Origin of the sequence: Pseudoduganella umbonata (genome assembly GCF_014192225.1) — a bacterium.
GTDB lineage: Bacteria > Pseudomonadota > Gammaproteobacteria > Burkholderiales > Burkholderiaceae_D > Rugamonas > Rugamonas umbonata.
This window is the reverse complement of the sequence record NZ_JACHXS010000003.1, coordinates 290,362-308,455: the sequence shown is the minus strand read 5'-3', so window position 1 is coordinate 308,455 and position 18,094 is coordinate 290,362. Positions and strand designations below refer to the sequence as shown.

Below are 18,094 nucleotides of genomic sequence, written 5' to 3'. Positions count from 1 at the left end.
CAAGGCCGGCGCCGCCGTGCGACGGAGCGCTCCGTGGCTGAACTCCTGAGCCGCGACCGCCTGCAGCCGGCGCTGCTGGACCGGCTGAGCGACGATGCCAGCGGCACGCCGCTGGAGTCGCGCGAGCAGCGCGTGTTGTCGCTGCGCGGGCTGCGCGAGGCGGTACTGCGCGACCTGGGCTGGCTGCTCAACGCGACCAGCCTGGCGGCCGCGGTGGGGCCGCTCGACGACACCCCGCTGGCGGCGCAGTCCGTCCTGAACTTCGGCCTGCCCGGCCTGGCCGGCAGGACGGCATCGAGCGTCGATGCGGGGACGGTCGCGCGGGCGATCCGCCAGGCGATCTGGGACTTCGAACCGCGCATCCTGCGCGACGGCCTGCGCGTCGTCGCCGTCGCGGGCCACCCATCGGCGGCGCCGAACCAGCTGGCGTTCGAGATCCAGGGCGAGCTGTGGGCCTTGCCGTTGCCCGAACGGCTGTATGTCCGCACGGAGCTCGACCTGGAAACCGGTGCCGTGCGGCTGTTCGACCTGGACGGAGCGCGGCCGCGATGAACCCCGACCTGTTGCGTGCCTACGAGGCCGAACTGCAGCACCTGCGCGGGATGGGCGGCGAGTTCGCGCGCGACTTCCCGAAGATCGCCGGGCGCCTCGGCCTCGAGACCGAGGCCTGCGCCGACCCGTATGTCGAACGGCTGCTGGAAGGCGTGAGCTTCCTGGCGGCCCGGGTGCACCTGAAGATCGACGCCGAGTACCCGCGCTTCACGAACCACCTGCTGGAGCTGGTCTACCCGCACTACCTGGCGCCGACGCCGTCGATGGCCGTGGTGCAGCTGCAGCCGGACATGACGGAAGGCAGCCTGGCACAGGGCTACACCGTGACGCGCGGCAGCGCGCTGCACGGCATGCTGGGCAAGGGTGACCAGACGGTCTGCGAATTCCGCAGCGCGCATGACGTCACGCTGTGGCCCGTGGAACTGGTGCAGGCACGCTACGCGCCTTGCGGCCAGCAGCTCGACGGCATCGATCTCGCGCCGGCCGGTGCGGTGAAAGCGGCGCTGCGGCTACGGCTGCGCGCCGGTGCCGGGCTGGCGTTTGCCGACCTGGCGCTGGACGCGCTGCCGCTGTTCCTGCGCGGCAGCGAAGCCATTCCCGGGCGTTTGCTCGAACAGCTGCTGGCGCATGCGGCGGGCATCGTCGTGATGCCGGGCCAGGGCGCGGCGCCGCACGCCTTCGTCCCGCCGGCAGCCCTGCGCCCGCTGGGCTGCGCGGAACACGAGGCGCTGCTGCCGAACGGGCCGCGGACCTTCGAGGGCTACCGGCTGTTGCAGGAATATTTCGCCTTGCCCCAGCGCTTCATGTTCGTCGAGCTGGGCGGCCTGGGCGCCGCGCTGCGCGGCTGTCCCGGCAACGAGGTGGAGATCGCCATCCTGCTCCGTACCTTCGACCCGGTCCTCGAACACGCCGTCGATGCGGCCACCTTCGGCCTGTACTGCACTCCGGCGATCAACCTGTTTCCCCGGCAGGCGGACCGCATCCACCTGTCCGAGCGCCAGGCCGAGTTCCACGTCGTGCCGGACCGCACCCGGCCGATGGACTTCGAGGTTTACCAGGTGCTGGGCGTGAAGGGATATGGCAGCGGCAGCGCGGCCGTGCAGGCCTTTCAATCGTTCTACCGCGCCAACGACCTGCAGGGCGCGGATGCCGGCGCGTACTACCAGGTACGCCGCGATGCGCGCGTGCTGTCCGCGCGCCAGCAGCGCGAAGGTGCGCGCTCCGGCTATGTCGGCAGCGAGGTGTTCCTGGCGCTCGTCGACGCCGGCGCGGCGCCATGGAACGCCGAGCTCCGGCAGCTGGGCGTCGAGACCCTGTGCACCAACCGCGACCTGGTGCTGGGCATGCCGCTCGGTGCCGGTCGGACCGACTTCACGCTCGGCGCCGGCGCACCGGTGCGCTCGGTGCGCTGCGTGGCGGGACCGAGCCTGCCGGCGCCGTCCCATGCGCAGGGCGAGACGGCGTGGCGGCTTGCCAGCCACCTGTCGCTGAACTACCTGTCACTGCTGGACGGACCGGGCGATACGGGCGCCGCCGCGCTGCGCGACATGCTGCGCCTGTATTGCGCCCGCGACGACCTGGCGGCGCAGCGCCAGATCGACGGATTGCGTTCGGTGCGCGCCGAAGCGGTGGTGCGCCGCCTGCCGCTGCCCGGACCGGCCAGCTTCGGGCGCGGACTGCAGGTCGGCATCGAGTTCGACGACGCGGCCTTCACGGGCGGCAGTGTCTTCCTGCTCGGCATGCTGCTCGAGCAGTTCTTCGCGAAGTACGTGAGCCTGAACAGTTTTACCGAGACCCACGTCCGCACGGCCGGTCGGGGACTGGTCATGGCCTGGCCGGCAAGGGTGGGGCGATGCGCGACGCTGTAGCGCTGCTTGGCCAGCTGGCGGCCGACCCGGCGTCGTTCGAGTTCCACGCCGCGCTGCGGCTGGTCGAATGCGCGCACCCCGAACTGCCGCGGATCGGTACCGCGCCGCGCCCGCAGGACGAGGCGCTGCGGCTGGGCCAGCATCCTTCGCTGGCGTTCAAGCCGCACATGCTGGCCGCGCTGGAGCGCGATGGCGGCGCTGGCGAGGAGGCGAAAGTGCCGCGCCTGCTGCTCAATTTCTTCGGGCTGCTGGGCGCGAACGGCCCGCTGCCCGTGCACCTGACGGAATACGTGCGCGAGCGCCAGCGCCACCACGACGACCCGACGCCGGCCCGCTTCCTGGACATGCTGCAGCACCGGATGATGACGCTGCTGTACCGGGCCTGGGCCAGCGCCCAGCCGGCGCTCGGCTTCGACCGTCCCGGCGACGATCCGTACGCCCGCCACGTCGGCGCGCTGGTGGGGATCGGCATGCCCTCGCTGCGCGGGCGCGATGGCGTCGCCGATCACGCCAAGCTGCACTACGCGGGCCGGCTGGGACCCCATCAGCGCAGCGCCGGGGGCCTGGCGGCGATTCTCGGCGACTGCCTCGGCGCGCCGGTCGCGATAGAGGAATTCGCCGGCGGCTGGCTGCGCCTGCCCCGCGAGGGCCTGGCGCGGCTGCGCGGCGGGGCCGGCGCGGCGCGGCTCGGCCATGACACGGTGCTGGGCACCCGCGTGTGGAACGCGCAGCACCGTTTCCGGATACTGGTCGGCCCGATCGGCTTCGAGCGTGCCGCCGGGCTGCTGCCGGGCTCGCCGGGCATGGGCCAGCTGGCCGACTGGGTGCGCCTGTATGCCGGCCCTGCGCTGGAATGGGAACTGGTGCCCGTCATCGCCAGGGAAACGCTGCCGCGCCTGCGGCTCGGGCGCGACACCCGGCTCGGCTGGACCAGCTGGCTCAGCTCGCGTCCGCCGGCGCGCGACGACCGCCAGCTGCGCCTGCGCGCCGCACCGCCCAACGCATCACCATCACAAGGAGATATCCATGGCTGACATCAGCCGCACCGCCCTGTTCGGGAAACTGAACGCCCTGTGCTACGGCACCGTCGAGAGCAGCGTCGCGTTCTGCAAGCTGCGCGGCAACCCGTATGTCGAACTGGCCCACTGGCTGCACCAGCTGCTGCAGGCGCCCGATTCGGACCTGCTGCGCGTGCTGCGCGAATACGACATCGATCCCGGCCAGGTGCAGCGCGACCTGACGGCCGCGCTCGACCGGCTGCCGCGCGGCGCCGCCTCGATCACCGATCTGTCGCACCAGCTGGAGGAAGCCGTCGAGCGTGCCTGGGTGTATGGCGCGCTGATGTTCGGCGCGGCGCGCGTGCGCTCGGGCCACCTGCTGGTGGGGGTGCTGAAAACCAGCGGCCTGCGCAACGCGCTGCTCGGCCTGTCCGCGCAGTTCGGCCGGATCCCGGTCGACGACCTGGCCGCGCGCCATGCGACGCTGCTCGCGGCCTCGCCCGAAGCGGACATGGGCGCCGGCGAGTCTGGCGTGCGCGAGCCCGGCACGGCGGCCGATGCGATCGCGGCCACGGCGCCGGACCGTGGCGAGGCGCTGGAGCGCTTCACCACCGACCTGACGGCACAGGCCCGCGCCGGCGGCATGGACCCGGTGGTCGGCCGCGACGACGAGATCCGCCGCGTGATCGACATCCTGATGCGGCGGCGCCAGAACAACCCGATCCTGGTCGGCGAGGCCGGCGTCGGCAAGACCGCGGTGGTCGAGGGCCTGGCCCAGCGCATCGTCCGGGGCGACGTTCCGCCGGCGCTGGCACCCGTGCGCCTGCTGGCGCTCGACCTGGGCCTGCTGCAGGCCGGCGCCAGCATGAAGGGCGAATTCGAGCAGCGCCTGCGCGCCGTGATCGATGCGGTGCAGGCCAGCGACCGGCCGGTGATCCTGTTCGTCGACGAGACCCACACGCTGGTCGGCGCCGGCGGCGCGGCCGGCACGGGGGATGCGGCCAACCTGCTCAAGCCGATGCTGGCACGGGGCACGCTGCGCACCGTCGGCGCCACCACGTTCGCCGAGTACCGCAAGCACATCGAAAAGGACCCGGCACTGTCGCGGCGCTTCCAGGCGGTCGAGGTGGGCCAGCCGGACGAGGCGCGCGCGCTGCTGATGATGCGCGGCGTCGCCGCGGCGCTGGAAGCGCACCACGGCGTGCAGGTGCTGGACCAGGCGCTGGACGCCGCGGTGCGGCTGTCGCACCGCTACATCCCGGCGCGCCAGCTGCCCGACAAGGCGGTCAGCGTGCTGGACACTGCCTGTGCGCGCGTGGCGATCGGCCTGCATGCGACGCCGGCCGGCGTCGACGATTGCCGGCGCCGCATCGCGGCACTGGAAACGGAGCGGGACATCGTGCGGCGCGAGGCGGCGATCGGCATCGAACAGGCAGGGCGGCTTGCACAGGTCGAAGAAGCGCTGGCGCGGGAACGCGGGCGCGAGGAAGGACTGGCCGCGCGCTGGGCCGCCGAGAAGGAACTGGTCGGCCGCATCCTGGCGCTGCGCGCGGCATTGCAGCGCGAGGCCGGCGGCACGGCGGATGGCTTCGAGGCAGGGCGCGCGGAGCAGCTGCGCGCGCTGCGCGCCCTGCAGGACGAACTGGCCGGGCGGCAGGGCGAAACCCCGCTGGTGCTGGCGACGGTCGACCGCCAGGCCGTGGCGGCGGTCGTGCAGGACTGGACCGGCATCCCGGTCGGCCGCATGATGCGCGACGAGGTGGCCGGCGTGCTGGCCCTGGCCGATGCGCTCGAGCGGCGCATCATCGGCCAGCGCCATGCGCTGGACATGATCGCGCGGCGGGTGCAGACCGCGCGCGCCGGGCTCGACAATCCGGCCAGGCCGGTGGGCGTGTTCCTGCTGGCCGGCACGTCGGGGGTGGGCAAGACCGAGACGGCGCTGGCGCTGGCGGAAACCCTGTATGGCGGCGAGCAGAACCTCATCACCATCAACATGAGCGAGTACCAGGAGGCCCATTCGGTGTCGTCGCTGAAAGGGGCGCCGCCGGGCTATGTCGGCTACGGCGAGGGCGGCGTGCTGACGGAGGCGGTGCGGCGCCGCCCGTACAGCGTGGTGCTGCTCGACGAAGTCGAAAAGGCCCATCCCGATGTGCACGAACTGTTTTTCCAGGTATTCGACAAGGGCTGGATGGAAGACGGGGAAGGCCGCGTCATCGATTTCCGCAACACGCTGATCCTGCTGACGACGAACGCCGGCACGGCGCTGATCACGCGCCTGTGCGGCTCGCCCGGCGCGGCACCGGCGCCGGACGCGATCGCCCGCGAACTGCGCGCGCCGCTGCTGGAAGTGTTCCCGCCGGCACTGCTGGGCAGGGTGGTGACGGTGCCGTATTACCCGCTCGGCGACGACATGCTGGGCGCCATCATCCGCCTCCAGCTGGACCGCATCGGCCGCCGCATCGGCGAGCGCCACGGCGTGGCGTTCTCGTACAGCGACGCCGTGGTGCGGCTGGTCGCCGGCCGCTGCACGGAGCAGGAAAGCGGCGGGCGCATGATCGATGCGATCCTGACCAATACGCTGCTGCCGGCGATCAGCGCCGAATTCCTGCGCCGCATGCTCGACGGCGCCGGCGATGCCGGCAGTGCCGGCATCGCCGGCGTCGCCGTCGGCGTGCGCGACGGCGAGCTGGCGTACGAGTACGAGGCCTGCGCATGAGCGGGGCCATCCACCTCGCGCGGCCGCGCCGCAGGAAGGCGGCGTAGGCCATGGCAACCACCCAGAACCGGCGCGACGTCGGCGTGGCCTGCGTGCTCGGCGCCGACGTGCTGCTGCTGCGCCGCATGCGCGGCAGCGAGGCGCTGTCCCAACTGAGCGAGTACGACCTCGAACTGTACAGCGAGCGTGCCGACCTGCAGCCGGAGGCGCTGCTGGCCACACCGCTGGCCATCGGCATCGCCTTGCCGCGCGGCGGCACGCGCCACTTCCACGGCCTTGTCACGCGCTTTGCGCTGACCGGGCGGCAGGGGCGCTTCAGCACGTACCAGGCCACGGTCCGGCCGTGGCTGTGGTTCCTGACCCGCTCGTCCGACTGCCGCATCTTCCAGGAGCGGACAGTGCCGGAGATCGTCAAGGCGGTATTCGCCGGGTACGCGATCGCCGACGTCGACAGCGCCGCGCTGGGCGCCACCTACCGGCCGCTGCCGTACTGCGTGCAGTATCGCGAAACGGACTTCGCCTTCGTCAGCAGGCTGCTCGAGGCGGCCGGCATCTATTACTACTTCCGCTGCGACGCCAGGCGCCATACCCTGGTGCTGGCCGACTCCTACGCCGCCCATGCGCCGGCGCCCGGCTATGCCAGCCTGCTGTACATGCCGGCCGCCGACCATGCCATGCGCGAAAGCGAAGTCGTCTACGAGTGGCACATGGCCGCCGAGGTGGAGCCGGGCGCGCAGGTGTTGAAGGACTTCGATTTCGAGCGGCCCGCCGCCAGCCTGCTGGTCAAGGCGGCCGCCGTGCGCGGGCATGCTCAGGCGGACCATGAGCTGTTCGACTATCCGGGCAGCTTCAGCGCACGCGCCGACGGCGATGCCGCCGCCCGCGTCCGGCTCGACGTGCTGCACACGAGCTGGCGGCGGGTGCGCGGCGCAACGCGCGCGCGCGGCCTGTTCCCCGGCGCGCTGTTCCGGCTGGCCGAGCATCCGCGCGCCGACCAGAACGGCGAGTTCCTGGTCGCCGCCGCCGGGTACGTGCTGGCGTCGGACCCGTACCAGCCGACCCGGCCGGCCGAGCCCGAGCCGCTGCTGACGTGCACCTTCGACGTGATTCCCAAACAGCGCGATTTCCGGGCCCCGCTCGCGACCCGCAAGCCCCTGGTGCACGGCCCGCAGACGGCCATCGTGGTCGGCAAGGCCGGCGAGGAGATCTGGACCGACCGGTACGGCCGCGTCAAGGTGCAGTTCCACTGGGACCGCGCGGGGCGCGACAACGAGGCCAGCTCGTGCTGGGTGCGGGTGGCGCAAGGGTGGGCAGGGCGGCGCTGGGGCGCCATGTTCGTGCCGCGTGTCGGCCAGGAAGTGATCGTCAGCTTCCTCGAGGGCGACCCGGACCGCCCGCTGGTTACGGGCAGCGTGTACAACGCCGACAACATGCCGCCATATCCGCTGCCCGCGTCGGCCACCCGTTCGACGATCAGGAGCGAGTCTTCACCCGGCGGCGGCGGCCGCAACGAACTGCGCTTCGAGGACAGGAAGGGCGCCGAGCAGTTCTACGTGCATGCCCAGCGCGACCTGGAGCACCGGGTCGGCCGCGACTTCCTTGCCTGGATCGGGCGCGACCGGCACACGCTGACGGTTGGCGACAGTTTCGAGGAGACCGGCGGCGACCGCCACCTGGCGGTCGGCGGCGCCCGTACCGAGCGGGCCGACGGGCGCGTGGCCCTGTCCGGCGCCGACATGGTGCTGTCGGGCGATACCCGTACCGGGCTGCAGGCAGGCATGTCGGTGCATATCAAGGGCGGCACCAACGTGGTCATCGAGGCGGGGGCCAGTATCACGCTGAAGGCGGGCGCCAGTTTCCTGACCATCGGGCCGGCCATGATCCTGGCGTCTGCCATGCCTGTGCCGATGCCGTCGGCGTCCACCGCGGTCACGGCCGCGGTACTCGCGGCCACGATCCTGCCGCCGTCACCGCGGCCGGTGCCGCCACGGGAAGCCGACGACGGCAAGCAATGAGCGGCCGGATCAACATCACAACGCATTCGCGCGCCTGCGCAGGAGAGGGAAGGGTAGAACTTTGAGAACGACGACAAGCGGCGGCGGCGCCGCCGGCCTGGTGCTGCGGGTGCGCAGCCACCGGGGCGCGCCGCCGCCCGCGGACCTGGAAGTGCATTTCGACGCCGCCGGCGGCACCATCGGGCGTGCTGCCGGCAACCTGATGGTGCTCGAGGATACGCGCAAGTACATCTCCCGCGTGCATGCGGCGGTCATGCTGGCCGATGGGTGTTTCCACCTGAGCGACCAGGGCGCCAACCCGAGCCTCGTCAATGGCCGGCCGCTGGCGCCCGGTGCCACGACGGCGCTGGCGGAGGGCGACGTCGTGGCGATCGGCGACTACCTGCTCGATGTCGCCGTCGTGGCGGCACCGGTGGAAGCCGATCCGATGGCCACCATGATCGGGGCGCCGGCGGCCGTTCCGGCGCCGCCGCCGTCACCGGCGCTGCCCGTGTCGTCGCCCCGGCTTTTCTCCGCTGCGCCGGCCGCGCACCGCGATGCGCTGGCGATGGCCAGCATCCTGAACGCCGATGGCGGCACGCCGCCCGCCGACCCGCTGGCGCTGCTGCCGGACGGACTGGCGCTTGCGGCCGTGCCGTCGCGCGGGCCGTTCGCCCCGGCAGCGCTCCACGATCACTTGCCGCCGGAGCGCCAGGCCTATGTGGCGGCCATCCCGCCCGACTACGATCCGATGGCGAGCCTGCTCGTTGCCGGAAGGGCCACGGTGCCGGCTGCCCCGCCGGCCGCAGTGATTCAGGAACCTGTGTCCGCACCGGCGTTCTTGCCGGTGGCGGCCGGCGCGTCCGGGCCGCCCGCCCGCGGCGACGAGGTATTGGGCGCCCTGCTGGAAGGGCTGGGACTGCCGCAGCTGCGCTCCAGCCGCGCGCCCGAGGACCTGGCGCGGCTGGCCGGCACGATGCTGCGCGCCATCACGCGCGGCACCATGGAAGTGCTGGCGGCACGCGCGCTGACCAAGCGCGAGAGCCGCATCGACATGACGATGATCGCCGCCCGTGCCAACAACCCGCTGAAATTCCTGCCCGACGCCGACAGCGCGCTGGCGCAGATGCTGGGTGCCGATGCGCCGGGCTACCTGCCGGCGCAGGCGGCGATCGGCGCCGCGTTCGACGACCTGAAGGCGCACGAGCTGGCGGTCATCGCCGGCATGCGTGCCGCACTGGCCGTGGTGGTCGGGCGTTTCGATCCGGCGCGGGCCGAGCAGCGCGTGGCCGCCAGCGGCCGCCTCGGGCGCCTGCTGCCGGCGCGGCGCAAGGCCCGCCTGTGGGACAGCATGGTGGCGTCCTATGGCGAACTGGTGCGCGACGCCGACGAAGACCTGCAGCGCCTGTTCGCGGAGAAATTCTCCGTGGCTTACCAGGAGCAGGTCGAGCGCATGCGCGTCCGGCCCGCTTCCCAACCTCAACCGTTCGAAACCGCAGCGAGTCGCCATGTCGTGGAATAGCAAAGTCATCTGGTCGGAAGGCATGCTGCTGCAGCCGCAGCACATGCAGCAGCACGACCGCTACCTGGATGCGCGCCTGGAAGGCCGCGCGGGCGCGCTGCGGCCATACCCCTGGGGCGTCGCGCACCTCGAACTCGATACGGCGCAGCTCGGTCTCGGCAAGGTCGCGCTGCGGGCCTGCAGTGGCGTGCTGCCCGACGGCACCCCGTTCGGCCTGGCCGGCGACGAGGACATTCCCGCGCCGCTGGACATTCCGCCCGATGCCCGCGACGTGCTGGTGGTGCTGGCCCTGCCGCTGCGCCGGCATGGCGTGCCCGAGGTCGACGACGGGAACGGCGTGGACAACGCGGCGCGGCACCGCCGCGCCGAGGCCGACGTGTGGGACAGCAACGGCCTCGACTTCAGTACCCGCGTCGAGATCGGCAAACTGCGCCTGCGGCTGGCGTTGCAGGAAGGCCTGCCCGACGGCTGCATGGCGCTGGGCATCGTGCGGGTGCTCGAACGCCGTGCCGACAACCAGGTGGTGCTCGACACAGCCTATTGCGCGCCGGTGCTGGCCCTGCGCGCGGCGCCGCCGCTGGCCGGTTTCGTCGACGAGCTGCAGGGCCTGCTGCACCAGCGCGCCGAAGCGCTGGCCGCCCGGCTCGCGCAGCCGCAGGCCAGCGGCGCCGGCGAGATCGCCGATTTCCTGCTGCTGCAGCTGCTCAACCGCAGCCAACCGCGCGTCGCCCACCTGGCGCGGACGCCGGCGCTGCACCCGCACGACCTGTACCGCGAGCTGTGCGGGCTGGCCGGCGAGCTGGCGACCTTCACCCGCGCCGACAAGCGGACACCGGCATATCCGCCGTATCGCCACGACGCGCTGGCCGTCAGCTTCGCACCGCTGATGCTCGACCTGCGCCGGTCGCTGTCGGCCGTGATGGATCCGGCCGCGGTGGCGCTGGCGCTCGAGGAACGCCAGTTCGGCATCCGCGTGGCCGTGCTGCCGGACCGCGCGCTGCTGCAATCGGCCACGTTCGTGCTGGCCGTGCACGCGCAGCTGCCGCCCGACGCGGTGCGCAGCGGCTTCCCGCCGCAGGTCAAGATCGGCTCGGTGGAAACCATCCGCGACCTGGTCAACCTGCAACTGCCGGGCATCCCGCTGCGACCGCTTTCCGTGGCGCCGCGCCAGCTGCCGTACCTGGCCGGGCATACCTATTTCGAACTGGACCGCGCCAGCGACTACTGGCAGCAGCTGAACAGCTCCGCCGGCTTCGCGATGCACGTCGCCGGCCACTTCCCGGGGCTGCGGATGCAGTTCTGGGCGATCCGCAACCATGCTTCCTGACATGCAGCCAGACAACCTCCACGATCCCGGGCAGGACCCGGACCGCACCATGCTGGTGCCGCCCCCCGGCGCACGCCGTCCGCGCGGCGCGACGGGGCAGCCGTCCCTGGCGCCTGACCTGCCGGGCGAACCGTTCGCACCGGCGGCGCAGGCGCCCATCGCCGCCGGGATTCCGGCGTTGCCCGGCTGCGGACTGAACCCCCTGGTCCGCGCGGCCACTGCGCTGCTCGGGCTGGTCGTTCCGCTGCGCGGCGTGGCGGCGGCGCCCGACCTGGAAGTGCTGCGCGAACGCCTCAGCGACGCGGTGCGCCGCTTCGAGGCCCAGGCCCGCGATGCGGGAATCGAACCGGATACGATCGCCGCCGCCCGCTATGCGCTGTGCACGCTGATCGATGAAACGGTCTCGGGGACGCCGTGGGGTGCCGCGGTGTGGAACCGGCGCAGCCTGCTGGTCGCATTCCACAACGAAGCCTGGGGCGGCGAGAAGTTCTTTCTCGTGCTGCAGCGGCTGAGCGCCGATCCGGGCCGGCACCTGCATGTGCTGGAGCTCATGTACCTGTGCCTGGCCCTGGGGCTCGAAGGGCGCTACCGGGTGATGGAGCGCGGCCACGAGCAGCTGGCGGCACTGCGCGAACGCCTGCTGGCGATCGTCGCGCGGCAGCGCGGCGCAACCGAGCAGGACCTGTCGCCGCGCTGGCGCGGGCAGGCGACGGCGCAGTCGCGGGTGTCCGGACGCGGACCCTGGCTGATGGCCGCCGGCGCCGCCGGACTGCTGCTGCTGGCGCAGCTTGCCGGCGGCTGGCTGCTCGGCCGTGAATCGGACGCGGTCTATGCGCGTCTCGCCGCGCTGCGTGCCGAGCCGCCGGTACGGCTGGCGTCCCGGCACGCGGCGCTGCCGCCCGCGCCCGCTCCGGCGCGCCTGGCGAGACTGCTGGCGCCCGAGCTGGCAAGCGGCGCGGTCAGCGTCACGGAAAGCGCCGACCGTTCGGTCATCACCCTGCGCGGCGATGGCGGCTTCGCGCCGGGCAGCGACGAAATCGCGCCACGCCTGCTGCCCGCGCTGCGCCGCGTCGGCGAGGCCCTTGCCACCGTGCCAGGCAATGTCGTCGTGATCGGCCACACGGACGATACCCGGCCCGCGCTGTCGGCGCGGCTGCCGTCCAACTTCGACCTGTCGAAGGCACGCGCACGCAACGTCGCGGCGCTGCTGGCCAGGCAGGCCGGCGCCGCGGAACGCTTCGCCAGCGAAGGGCGCGGCGAGACCGAACCGGTGGCGCCCAACGACAGCCCGGCGAACCGGGCACGCAACCGCCGTGTCGACATCGTCGTCGTGGCACCCGTCCAACCCCGCTGAACCGGCGTACCCGAACACAAGCACATGAACCGATACTTTTCTTCCGGACCCGGCAAGGCATGGATGCCGCTGGCCGCCTGCCTGGCGCTGCTGACCTGCCTGGTGTGGATCGAAGCCCCGCTGCTGCAGGTGGATGGCCGCGCGCCGTTCGCGGCCGCCGGGCCGCGCTGGCTGCTCATCGGCGCGCTGCTGGCCTTGCCCGCGCTGTGGTGGGTACTACGCCTGTGGCTGGCGCGGCGCCGCGACGACGCGCTTGCCGCCGGCGTGGCGCCCGCCGCGCAGCCCCGTGCCGGCGGCGCGCTGGTGGCGGACGAAGTGGCCACGCTGGCCGGACGCATGCGCGACGCGCTGGCCGTGCTGCGCACGGCGAATCCGGGCTGGCGCATGCGCCGCCAGTACCTGTACGAACTGCCCTGGTACATGTTCGTGGGCGCGCCGGGCAGCGGCAAGACCACGGCGCTGTCCCGTTCCGGGCTGCCGTTCCCGCTGGCCGATGCGCTGGGGCCGCAGGCGATCGGCGGCATCGGCGGCACCCGCCACTGCGACTGGTGGTTCACGGACGACGCGGTGCTGCTCGACACCGCGGGACGCTACACGACCCAGGACAGCCAGGCCGAGATGGACCATGCGGCGTGGAGCGGTTTCCTGGCCCTGCTGAAGAAATACCGGCCACGGCGGCCGATCAACGGCGTGATCGTGGCGGTCAGCGTGGCCGACCTGCTGCAGCAGGGCCAGGCCGCCCGCGAAGCCCAGGCACGCGCGATCCGCACCCGCATCCAGGAGCTCCAGGAGCGCCTCGGCATGGCGTTCCCCGTTTACGTCATGGTGACCAAGAGCGACCTGCTGGCCGGTTTCACGGAATTCTTCGACTCGCTCGGCCGCGAGGAACGCCGGCAAGTGTGGGGCGTGACCTTCCCCTTGCCCGGCGACGGCATGCCGGCGCACGCGCTGAAGGCGTTCCCGGCCGAGTTCCTGGCGCTCGAGGCGCAGTTGCAGGCGCGCTTGCTGGAGCGTCTCCAGCAGGAGCGTGACCTGGCGCGCCGCGCGTTGCTGTTCGGCTTCCCGCAACAGTTCGCGGCGCTCGGCGGGGTGCTGGACGACTTCCTGCGGACGGTGTTCGCCGGCAACCGGTTCGAGCAGCCGGCACTGCTGCGCGGTGTGTATTTCACCAGCGGCACCCAGCAGGGCAACCCGATCGACCGGATCATGGCGTCGCTGGCGGCCTCCTTCGGGCTGGACCGCCGCACATTGCCGGCGGGACCTGGCAGCGGGCGCAGCTATTTCCTGGCGCGGCTGATGGGCGAGGTGATCTTCCCCGAGGCGGGCCTGGCCGGCCTGGGCACCCGGGCGGCGCGCCGGCGCCGGCTGGCCACGCTGGGGCTGCTGGCCGGCGGCGCGGCGCTGGCGCTGCTGCTGGCGGCGGCACTGGGCACCAGCTACCTGCGCAATCAGGCGCTGGTGCAACGCGCGGACGCGGCGACCGGCGCGCTGGCGCGCCGCATCGCGCAGGCACCCGCCGGCGGCGACGAGCTGGCCATCCTGCCTCTGCTGGACGCGGCACGGGCGCTGCCCGCCGGCTACGCGGCGCGCGGCCGGCCCGTACCGCTGCTCGAGCGCATGAGCCTGTATCAGGGCGAAAAGCTGGGCGACGGCGCGGTCGCCGCCTACCGCCGCCTGCTGCGCAGCACGCTGCAGCCACGCATCGCCGCGCGCCTGGAAGACGTGCTGCGCGGCGGCGCTGCGGGCGACCAGGACCTGCTCTACGAGACACTGCGCGTCTACCTGATGCTGGGCCAGCGGCGCTACTTCGACGCCGCCGCGGTGCAGGCGTGGGTCGAAGCCGACTGGCGGCAGCGCCTGCCGCAACCGGGCGGCGCGCGGCACCCGCTGCAGGATCACCTGGCCGCGCTGCTGGAGGACGGCATGCCCGACCCGATACCGCTCGATGCGGCGCTGGTGGCCCAGGCGCGGCTGGCGCTGTCGGCCATGCCGCTGAACGAACGCCTGTACAGCCGCGTGAAGCGGCAGCTGGCGCGCGAGCCGCTGCCGGAGGTCAGCGTCAACACGCTGCTGGGCCGCGACGGCTCGGGCGTCCTGGCGCGCGCCAGCGGCGCATCGCTGGCACGCGGCGTCAGCGGGCTGTACAGCATCGCCGGATACCGCCGCTTCCTGCCGTCGAGCGCGCGGGCCGTCGCCGCGATCGCGCGCGACGACTGGGTGCTGGGCGGGCAGGAGAACGGCGGCGGCAATCCCGACGCCAGGGCGGCGCAGGCCGCCGTGCTGCAGCGCTATTACGACGAGTATGTACGCGCATGGGACGGCTTCCTTGCCGACCTGCGGCCGGTGCGGCTGGCCGATTTCGACAGCGCGGCGCGGGTCAGCAATGCACTGGGCGGCGCCGCGTCGCCACTGCGCGCGGTGCTCGCCGGTGCCGCGCGGGAAACCGCGCTTGCCGCGGCCGGTGTCCCGGGGGCGCCGGCTGCGGGCCAGCATCCGGTGGACAGCCACTTCGCGCCGCTGCACCGCCTGGTGGCCGGGCCGGCGCCCACGCCGCTGGACCAGGTGCTGATGCTGGTAAAGGATGCGGCACTGTATTTCGACGCGGCAGCCAGCGCGCGCCGCAGCGGCGCGCCGGCGCCGTCGCCCGGTGCCCTGCTGCAGCTGAAGCGGGCCGGAGAAGGACAGGCCGCGCCGCTGCCGATGCTGCTGCAGGGCATCCACGACGCGGGCAGCGGCCTGGCCCAGGGCGGCGAACGGGAGCGCCTGGACGCACTCTGGCAGGGCGGTCCGGCACGTTTCTGCCGCGATGCCATCGCCGGCCGCTACCCGATGGACCGCGCCAGCGGGCGCGACGCCACGCCCGACGACTTTGCCAGGTTCTTCGCACCCGGCGGCATGCTGGACGAGTTCTTTGCCAGGGAACTCGCCCCGTTCGTGGACCGCGGCGGCGCGCGCTGGCGCTGGCGCGCGGCGGCCGGACCTGCCCGCGTGTCGCCGGCGGCGCTGGACGCTTTCCAGCGCGGCGCCCGGCTGCGCGACATGTTCTTCGCCGGCGGCGCCACGGTGCCGTCGCTGCGCTTCACGCTGCGGCCGCTGGCGGCGGATCCCGGCCTGGCCGCGCTGACCCTGGAGATCGATGGCCAGGCGGTGCCGGCGAGCCGCGGCCAGGCGGGCCAGGCGGGCCAGGCGGTGGCACTGGCCGTGTCCGGCGGGAAGGGCAATGGCCTGGTACGGTTCACCGGGGTGCCGGCGACCGCCGCCGAATTGCGCACCGAGGGGCCGTGGGCCTGGCTGCGCATGGTCGACCGCGGCACGGCCGAGCCGTTGCAGGCGGAGCGGTTCCGTCTGGGGTTCTCCATCGATGGGCGCAGGGGCAGCTACGAGCTGACGGCCGGCAGCGTGATCAATCCGTACCGGCGCGAGGCAACGCAGTTCGCTTGCCCGCCCGGCCTGTAGCGCTAGCCGGCTGCGGGACCGCCGATGAGGGCCCGGGCCCGGTCGAGGAAGCGCGCCCGGGCCGCCGGGTCGTCGATCCGCGCGGCGGCGAGTTCGAGCAGCGCAAGGCGGCCAGCCGCCTGCGGCAGCGCGCGCTTGACGACGATGGCCGCGATGGGACCGATCTCCTCGGCGAGCAATGCGGTCGCGGCCGCGCCGAACGCGGCATCGGGCGCGTGGGTGCTTTCGCCGATTGCCACGGCGCCGGCGTGCTGCCCGCCGTGCGGGTCCTGCCGCGCGACGAGTTCTCTGCCGAGCGCGGCGAGCTCCGCCGCGAAGTCCTTGCGCGCCGCGGGCGACGGTATGTGCGGCAGCAACCGTGCGCACAGGGAGTCGAAGTCGTGCGCGCTCGCCGCCATCCGGCGCAGCAGCAGCCGCGCCAGCGGACCGATCTGCGCCGTCAGCAGGGCTTCCAGCGGCGGCAGCGCGGCCATTTTCCATGCGGTCATGGCGGCCGTGGCTTCGGTGGCGGGCGCAACGGTGCGGCGTGCCGCCGCGGCGGCGGGCGCGGCCATCAGCACGGTGGCGTCGTCGCCCCCGGCGCTGGCGCCTGCCGGCGCCTCCGCATCCTGCATCGCATGGTCCAGCGCGCGCGCGAACTCGGCGGCATCGGCGAAGCGCGCCTCCGGCGCCCTGGCCAGTCCGCGCATCACGACGGCGTCGAGGCCGGCGCCCAGCGCCGCATGCACGTGCGAAGGCGGCGGCGGCGTCACGGTCAGCACCTGCTGCATCACGGTGGCGGCGGAGCCGGAGAACGGCCGCTGGCCCGTCAGCATCTGGTACAGCACGACAGCCGCCGAGAACAGGTCGCTGCGGCCATCGACGGTTTCGCCGCGAAACTGTTCGGGCGACATGTAGCTGGGCGTGCCGAGCATCGCGCCGGTCTGCGTGAGGGTCGAGGATTCGATCCGCGCGATGCCGAAGTCGCCGACCTTGAGGCGGCCTTCGCGCGTCAGTAGCAGGTTGGCCGGCTTGATGTCGCGGTGCACGACGCCGCGCGCATGCGCATAGGCCAGGGCCGCCAGCAGGTCGCCCATCCAGGCCGCGGCCCGCGGCGGCGCCAGCGGCGTGCCGGTGACCAGTTCCGACAGGGGCTGCCCGTCAACGAACTCCATCGCGATCCAGGCCATGTCGGCGCTCTCGCCGTATTCGTAGACCGCGACGATATTCGGGTGTGTCAGCCGTCCCGCGGCCTGGGCCTCCTTGCGGAAGCGCTGCAGCATCTCGTGCGTCTGCTCCGGATCGGCCAGTCCGCGGTGCACGGTCTTCAGGGCCAGCGTGCGCTCGATCAGGGGATCGTAGGCGCGGTAGACCACGCCCATCGCGCCCCGCCCCAGGACCGCATCGAGGCGGTACTTGCCGACCTGGCGCGGCAGGCCGGCCAGGTCACTCATCGAGCATTTTCATCGCGCTGGCCAGGCTGGTGCGCATGCGCTCGAAGGCGCGCGCCAGCCCGGCCAGCTCGTCGCCGCCCCGCGTGTCGATGGCGGCCGCGTTTGCACGGCCCAGGCTGATATCGTCGGCCACGCGCGACAGCTTGCGGATGCGCCGCGTCACGAACAGGTGCACCATCGCGTTCAGGGCCAGGAACAGGAAGAGGAAGATCGCCAGCAGCGACCACAGGTAGGTCTGCAGCAGCGTGCGGGCGCGCTGCAACGGCACCTGCATCGGCACCGATACCACCTGCGCGCCCACGGTTTCGCCCAGCTTCCAGCCGAAGCCGTTGGCCCGGCCATAGATGTCGAGCATCGTGTCGGGCGCATCGGCCGGGTTGCCATGGCAGGCCAGGCAGGCGCGGTCGGCGATGCGGATGGGCCGTGCCACGTACAGGGCCGGGCCGGACGGGCCGACGCGTTCGCCCACCAGTTCCGCCGTGCGCGGCTCGGCGCGCAGCCGCTCGACCAGCGGCAGTTCCCAGCCCGCGGCGCGGTTGCGCGGATTGGTGGGGTTCAGGGTGGCCTGCTTGTAGCTGTAATCCGGATAGGACTTCAGCAGCTGGTTCAGGTGCTCGATCGCGGCGAAAGTAGGCACGGCCTGCGGCAGGAATTCGAACTTCAGGCGGTTTTCCAGCAGCGGCGTGACGTGCGCGCTGGCGTACTTGCCTGCCGCGTCGGAGGCGTGCAGCAGCAGGCGCGCGTGCTGCAGCGATTCCTCGCGGGCATTCCGTTCGAGCATGGCGTGCGTGACGGCACCGGCGGCACAGAAGCCGAGGGCGGACACGGCGAGGAAGACCAGGTTGAACCTGGCGGCAAGCGAGCGGATCATCAT

Annotated in this window: 11 protein-coding genes; 9 read left to right on the top strand and 2 right to left on the bottom strand. The window is 72.8% G+C overall.

From position 1 onward, the window contains the following. Positions 1-33 precede the first annotated feature (33 nt). The 9 genes from tssE to tssM all read left to right on the top strand — a co-directional run bounded on the left by tssE (position 34) and on the right by tssM (position 15,787). A complete protein-coding gene (tssE, locus tag FHS02_RS10045; protein ID WP_137313300.1) occupies positions 34-552 on the top strand; it encodes a type VI secretion system baseplate subunit TssE in 519 nt (172 codons plus the stop codon). Then, positions 549-2,420 carry a type VI secretion system baseplate subunit TssF gene (gene tssF, locus FHS02_RS10040; RefSeq protein ID WP_137313299.1) on the top strand — a complete coding sequence of 624 codons (1,872 nt, stop codon included), beginning with the start codon at positions 549-551 and terminating at the stop codon, positions 2,418-2,420. Before tssE ends, tssF begins: the two co-directional genes overlap by 4 nt. Continuing rightward, on the top strand, positions 2,405-3,454 hold the full coding sequence (tssG, locus tag FHS02_RS10035) for a type VI secretion system baseplate subunit TssG (protein ID WP_217496918.1): 1,050 nt from the start codon (positions 2,405-2,407) through the stop codon (positions 3,452-3,454). Before tssF ends, tssG begins: the two co-directional genes overlap by 16 nt. Next, the gene (gene tssH / locus FHS02_RS10030) at positions 3,447-6,134 is read left to right on the top strand and encodes a type VI secretion system ATPase TssH (protein WP_137313298.1); all 2,688 of its coding nucleotides are present in this window, start codon (positions 3,447-3,449) and stop codon (positions 6,132-6,134) included. Before tssG ends, tssH begins: the two co-directional genes overlap by 8 nt. Before the next feature lie 50 nt (positions 6,135-6,184). After that, complete coding sequence (locus FHS02_RS10025) at positions 6,185-8,149, top strand: type VI secretion system Vgr family protein (protein ID WP_137313297.1); 1,965 nt, start codon at positions 6,185-6,187, stop codon at positions 8,147-8,149. A 61-nt stretch (positions 8,150-8,210) separates the two neighbouring features. Next, entirely contained in the window at positions 8,211-9,650 is a 1,440-nt protein-coding gene (tagH, locus tag FHS02_RS10020; RefSeq protein ID WP_217496917.1) for a type VI secretion system-associated FHA domain protein TagH, read from the top strand. Then, a complete protein-coding gene (tssK, locus tag FHS02_RS10015) occupies positions 9,637-10,977 on the top strand; it encodes a type VI secretion system baseplate subunit TssK (RefSeq protein WP_137313296.1) in 1,341 nt (446 codons plus the stop codon). The genes tagH and tssK overlap by 14 nt, the downstream gene beginning before the upstream one ends. A gap of 1 nt (position 10,978) precedes the next feature. Further along, positions 10,979-12,331 carry a type IVB secretion system protein IcmH/DotU gene (icmH, locus tag FHS02_RS10010; RefSeq protein ID WP_137313295.1) on the top strand — a complete coding sequence of 451 codons (1,353 nt, stop codon included), beginning with the start codon at positions 10,979-10,981 and terminating at the stop codon, positions 12,329-12,331. A gap of 24 nt (positions 12,332-12,355) precedes the next feature. Next, positions 12,356-15,787, top strand: a complete 3,432-nt coding sequence (gene tssM / locus FHS02_RS10005; protein ID WP_137313294.1) for a type VI secretion system membrane subunit TssM — start codon at positions 12,356-12,358, stop codon at positions 15,785-15,787. Positions 15,788-15,789: 2 nt separating this feature from the next. Here tssM and FHS02_RS10000 read toward each other — a convergent pair whose 3' ends face one another. Both FHS02_RS10000 and FHS02_RS09995 read right to left on the bottom strand, forming a co-directional pair. Further along, positions 15,790-17,220: a serine/threonine-protein kinase gene (locus tag FHS02_RS10000; RefSeq protein ID WP_137313293.1), complete on the bottom strand. Its 1,431-nt coding sequence runs from the start codon at positions 17,218-17,220 to the stop codon at positions 15,790-15,792. Beyond that, positions 17,213-18,094, bottom strand: a complete 882-nt coding sequence (locus tag FHS02_RS09995; protein ID WP_229422568.1) for a Tll0287-like domain-containing protein — start codon at positions 18,092-18,094, stop codon at positions 17,213-17,215. The genes FHS02_RS10000 and FHS02_RS09995 overlap by 8 nt, the downstream gene beginning before the upstream one ends.

Bases quoted from the DNA above. Each gene is read 5' to 3' on its own strand.
- tssF (WP_137313299.1), top strand. From the start codon at position 549: ATGAACCCCGACCTGTTGCGTGCCTACGAGGCCGAACTGCAGCACCTG.
- tssG (WP_217496918.1), top strand. From the start codon at position 2,405: ATGCGCGACGCTGTAGCGCTGCTTGGCCAGCTGGCGGCCGACCCGGCG.
- tssH (WP_137313298.1), top strand. From the start codon at position 3,447: ATGGCTGACATCAGCCGCACCGCCCTGTTCGGGAAACTGAACGCCCTG.
- FHS02_RS10025 (WP_137313297.1), top strand. From the start codon at position 6,185: ATGGCAACCACCCAGAACCGGCGCGACGTCGGCGTGGCCTGCGTGCTC.
- tssK (WP_137313296.1), top strand. From the start codon at position 9,637: ATGTCGTGGAATAGCAAAGTCATCTGGTCGGAAGGCATGCTGCTGCAG.
- icmH (WP_137313295.1), top strand. From the start codon at position 10,979: ATGCAGCCAGACAACCTCCACGATCCCGGGCAGGACCCGGACCGCACC.
- tssM (WP_137313294.1), top strand. From the start codon at position 12,356: ATGAACCGATACTTTTCTTCCGGACCCGGCAAGGCATGGATGCCGCTG.
- FHS02_RS10000 (WP_137313293.1), bottom strand. From the start codon at position 17,220: ATGAGTGACCTGGCCGGCCTGCCGCGCCAGGTCGGCAAGTACCGCCTC.
- FHS02_RS09995 (WP_229422568.1), bottom strand. From the start codon at position 18,094: ATGATGATCCGCTCGCTTGCCGCCAGGTTCAACCTGGTCTTCCTCGCC.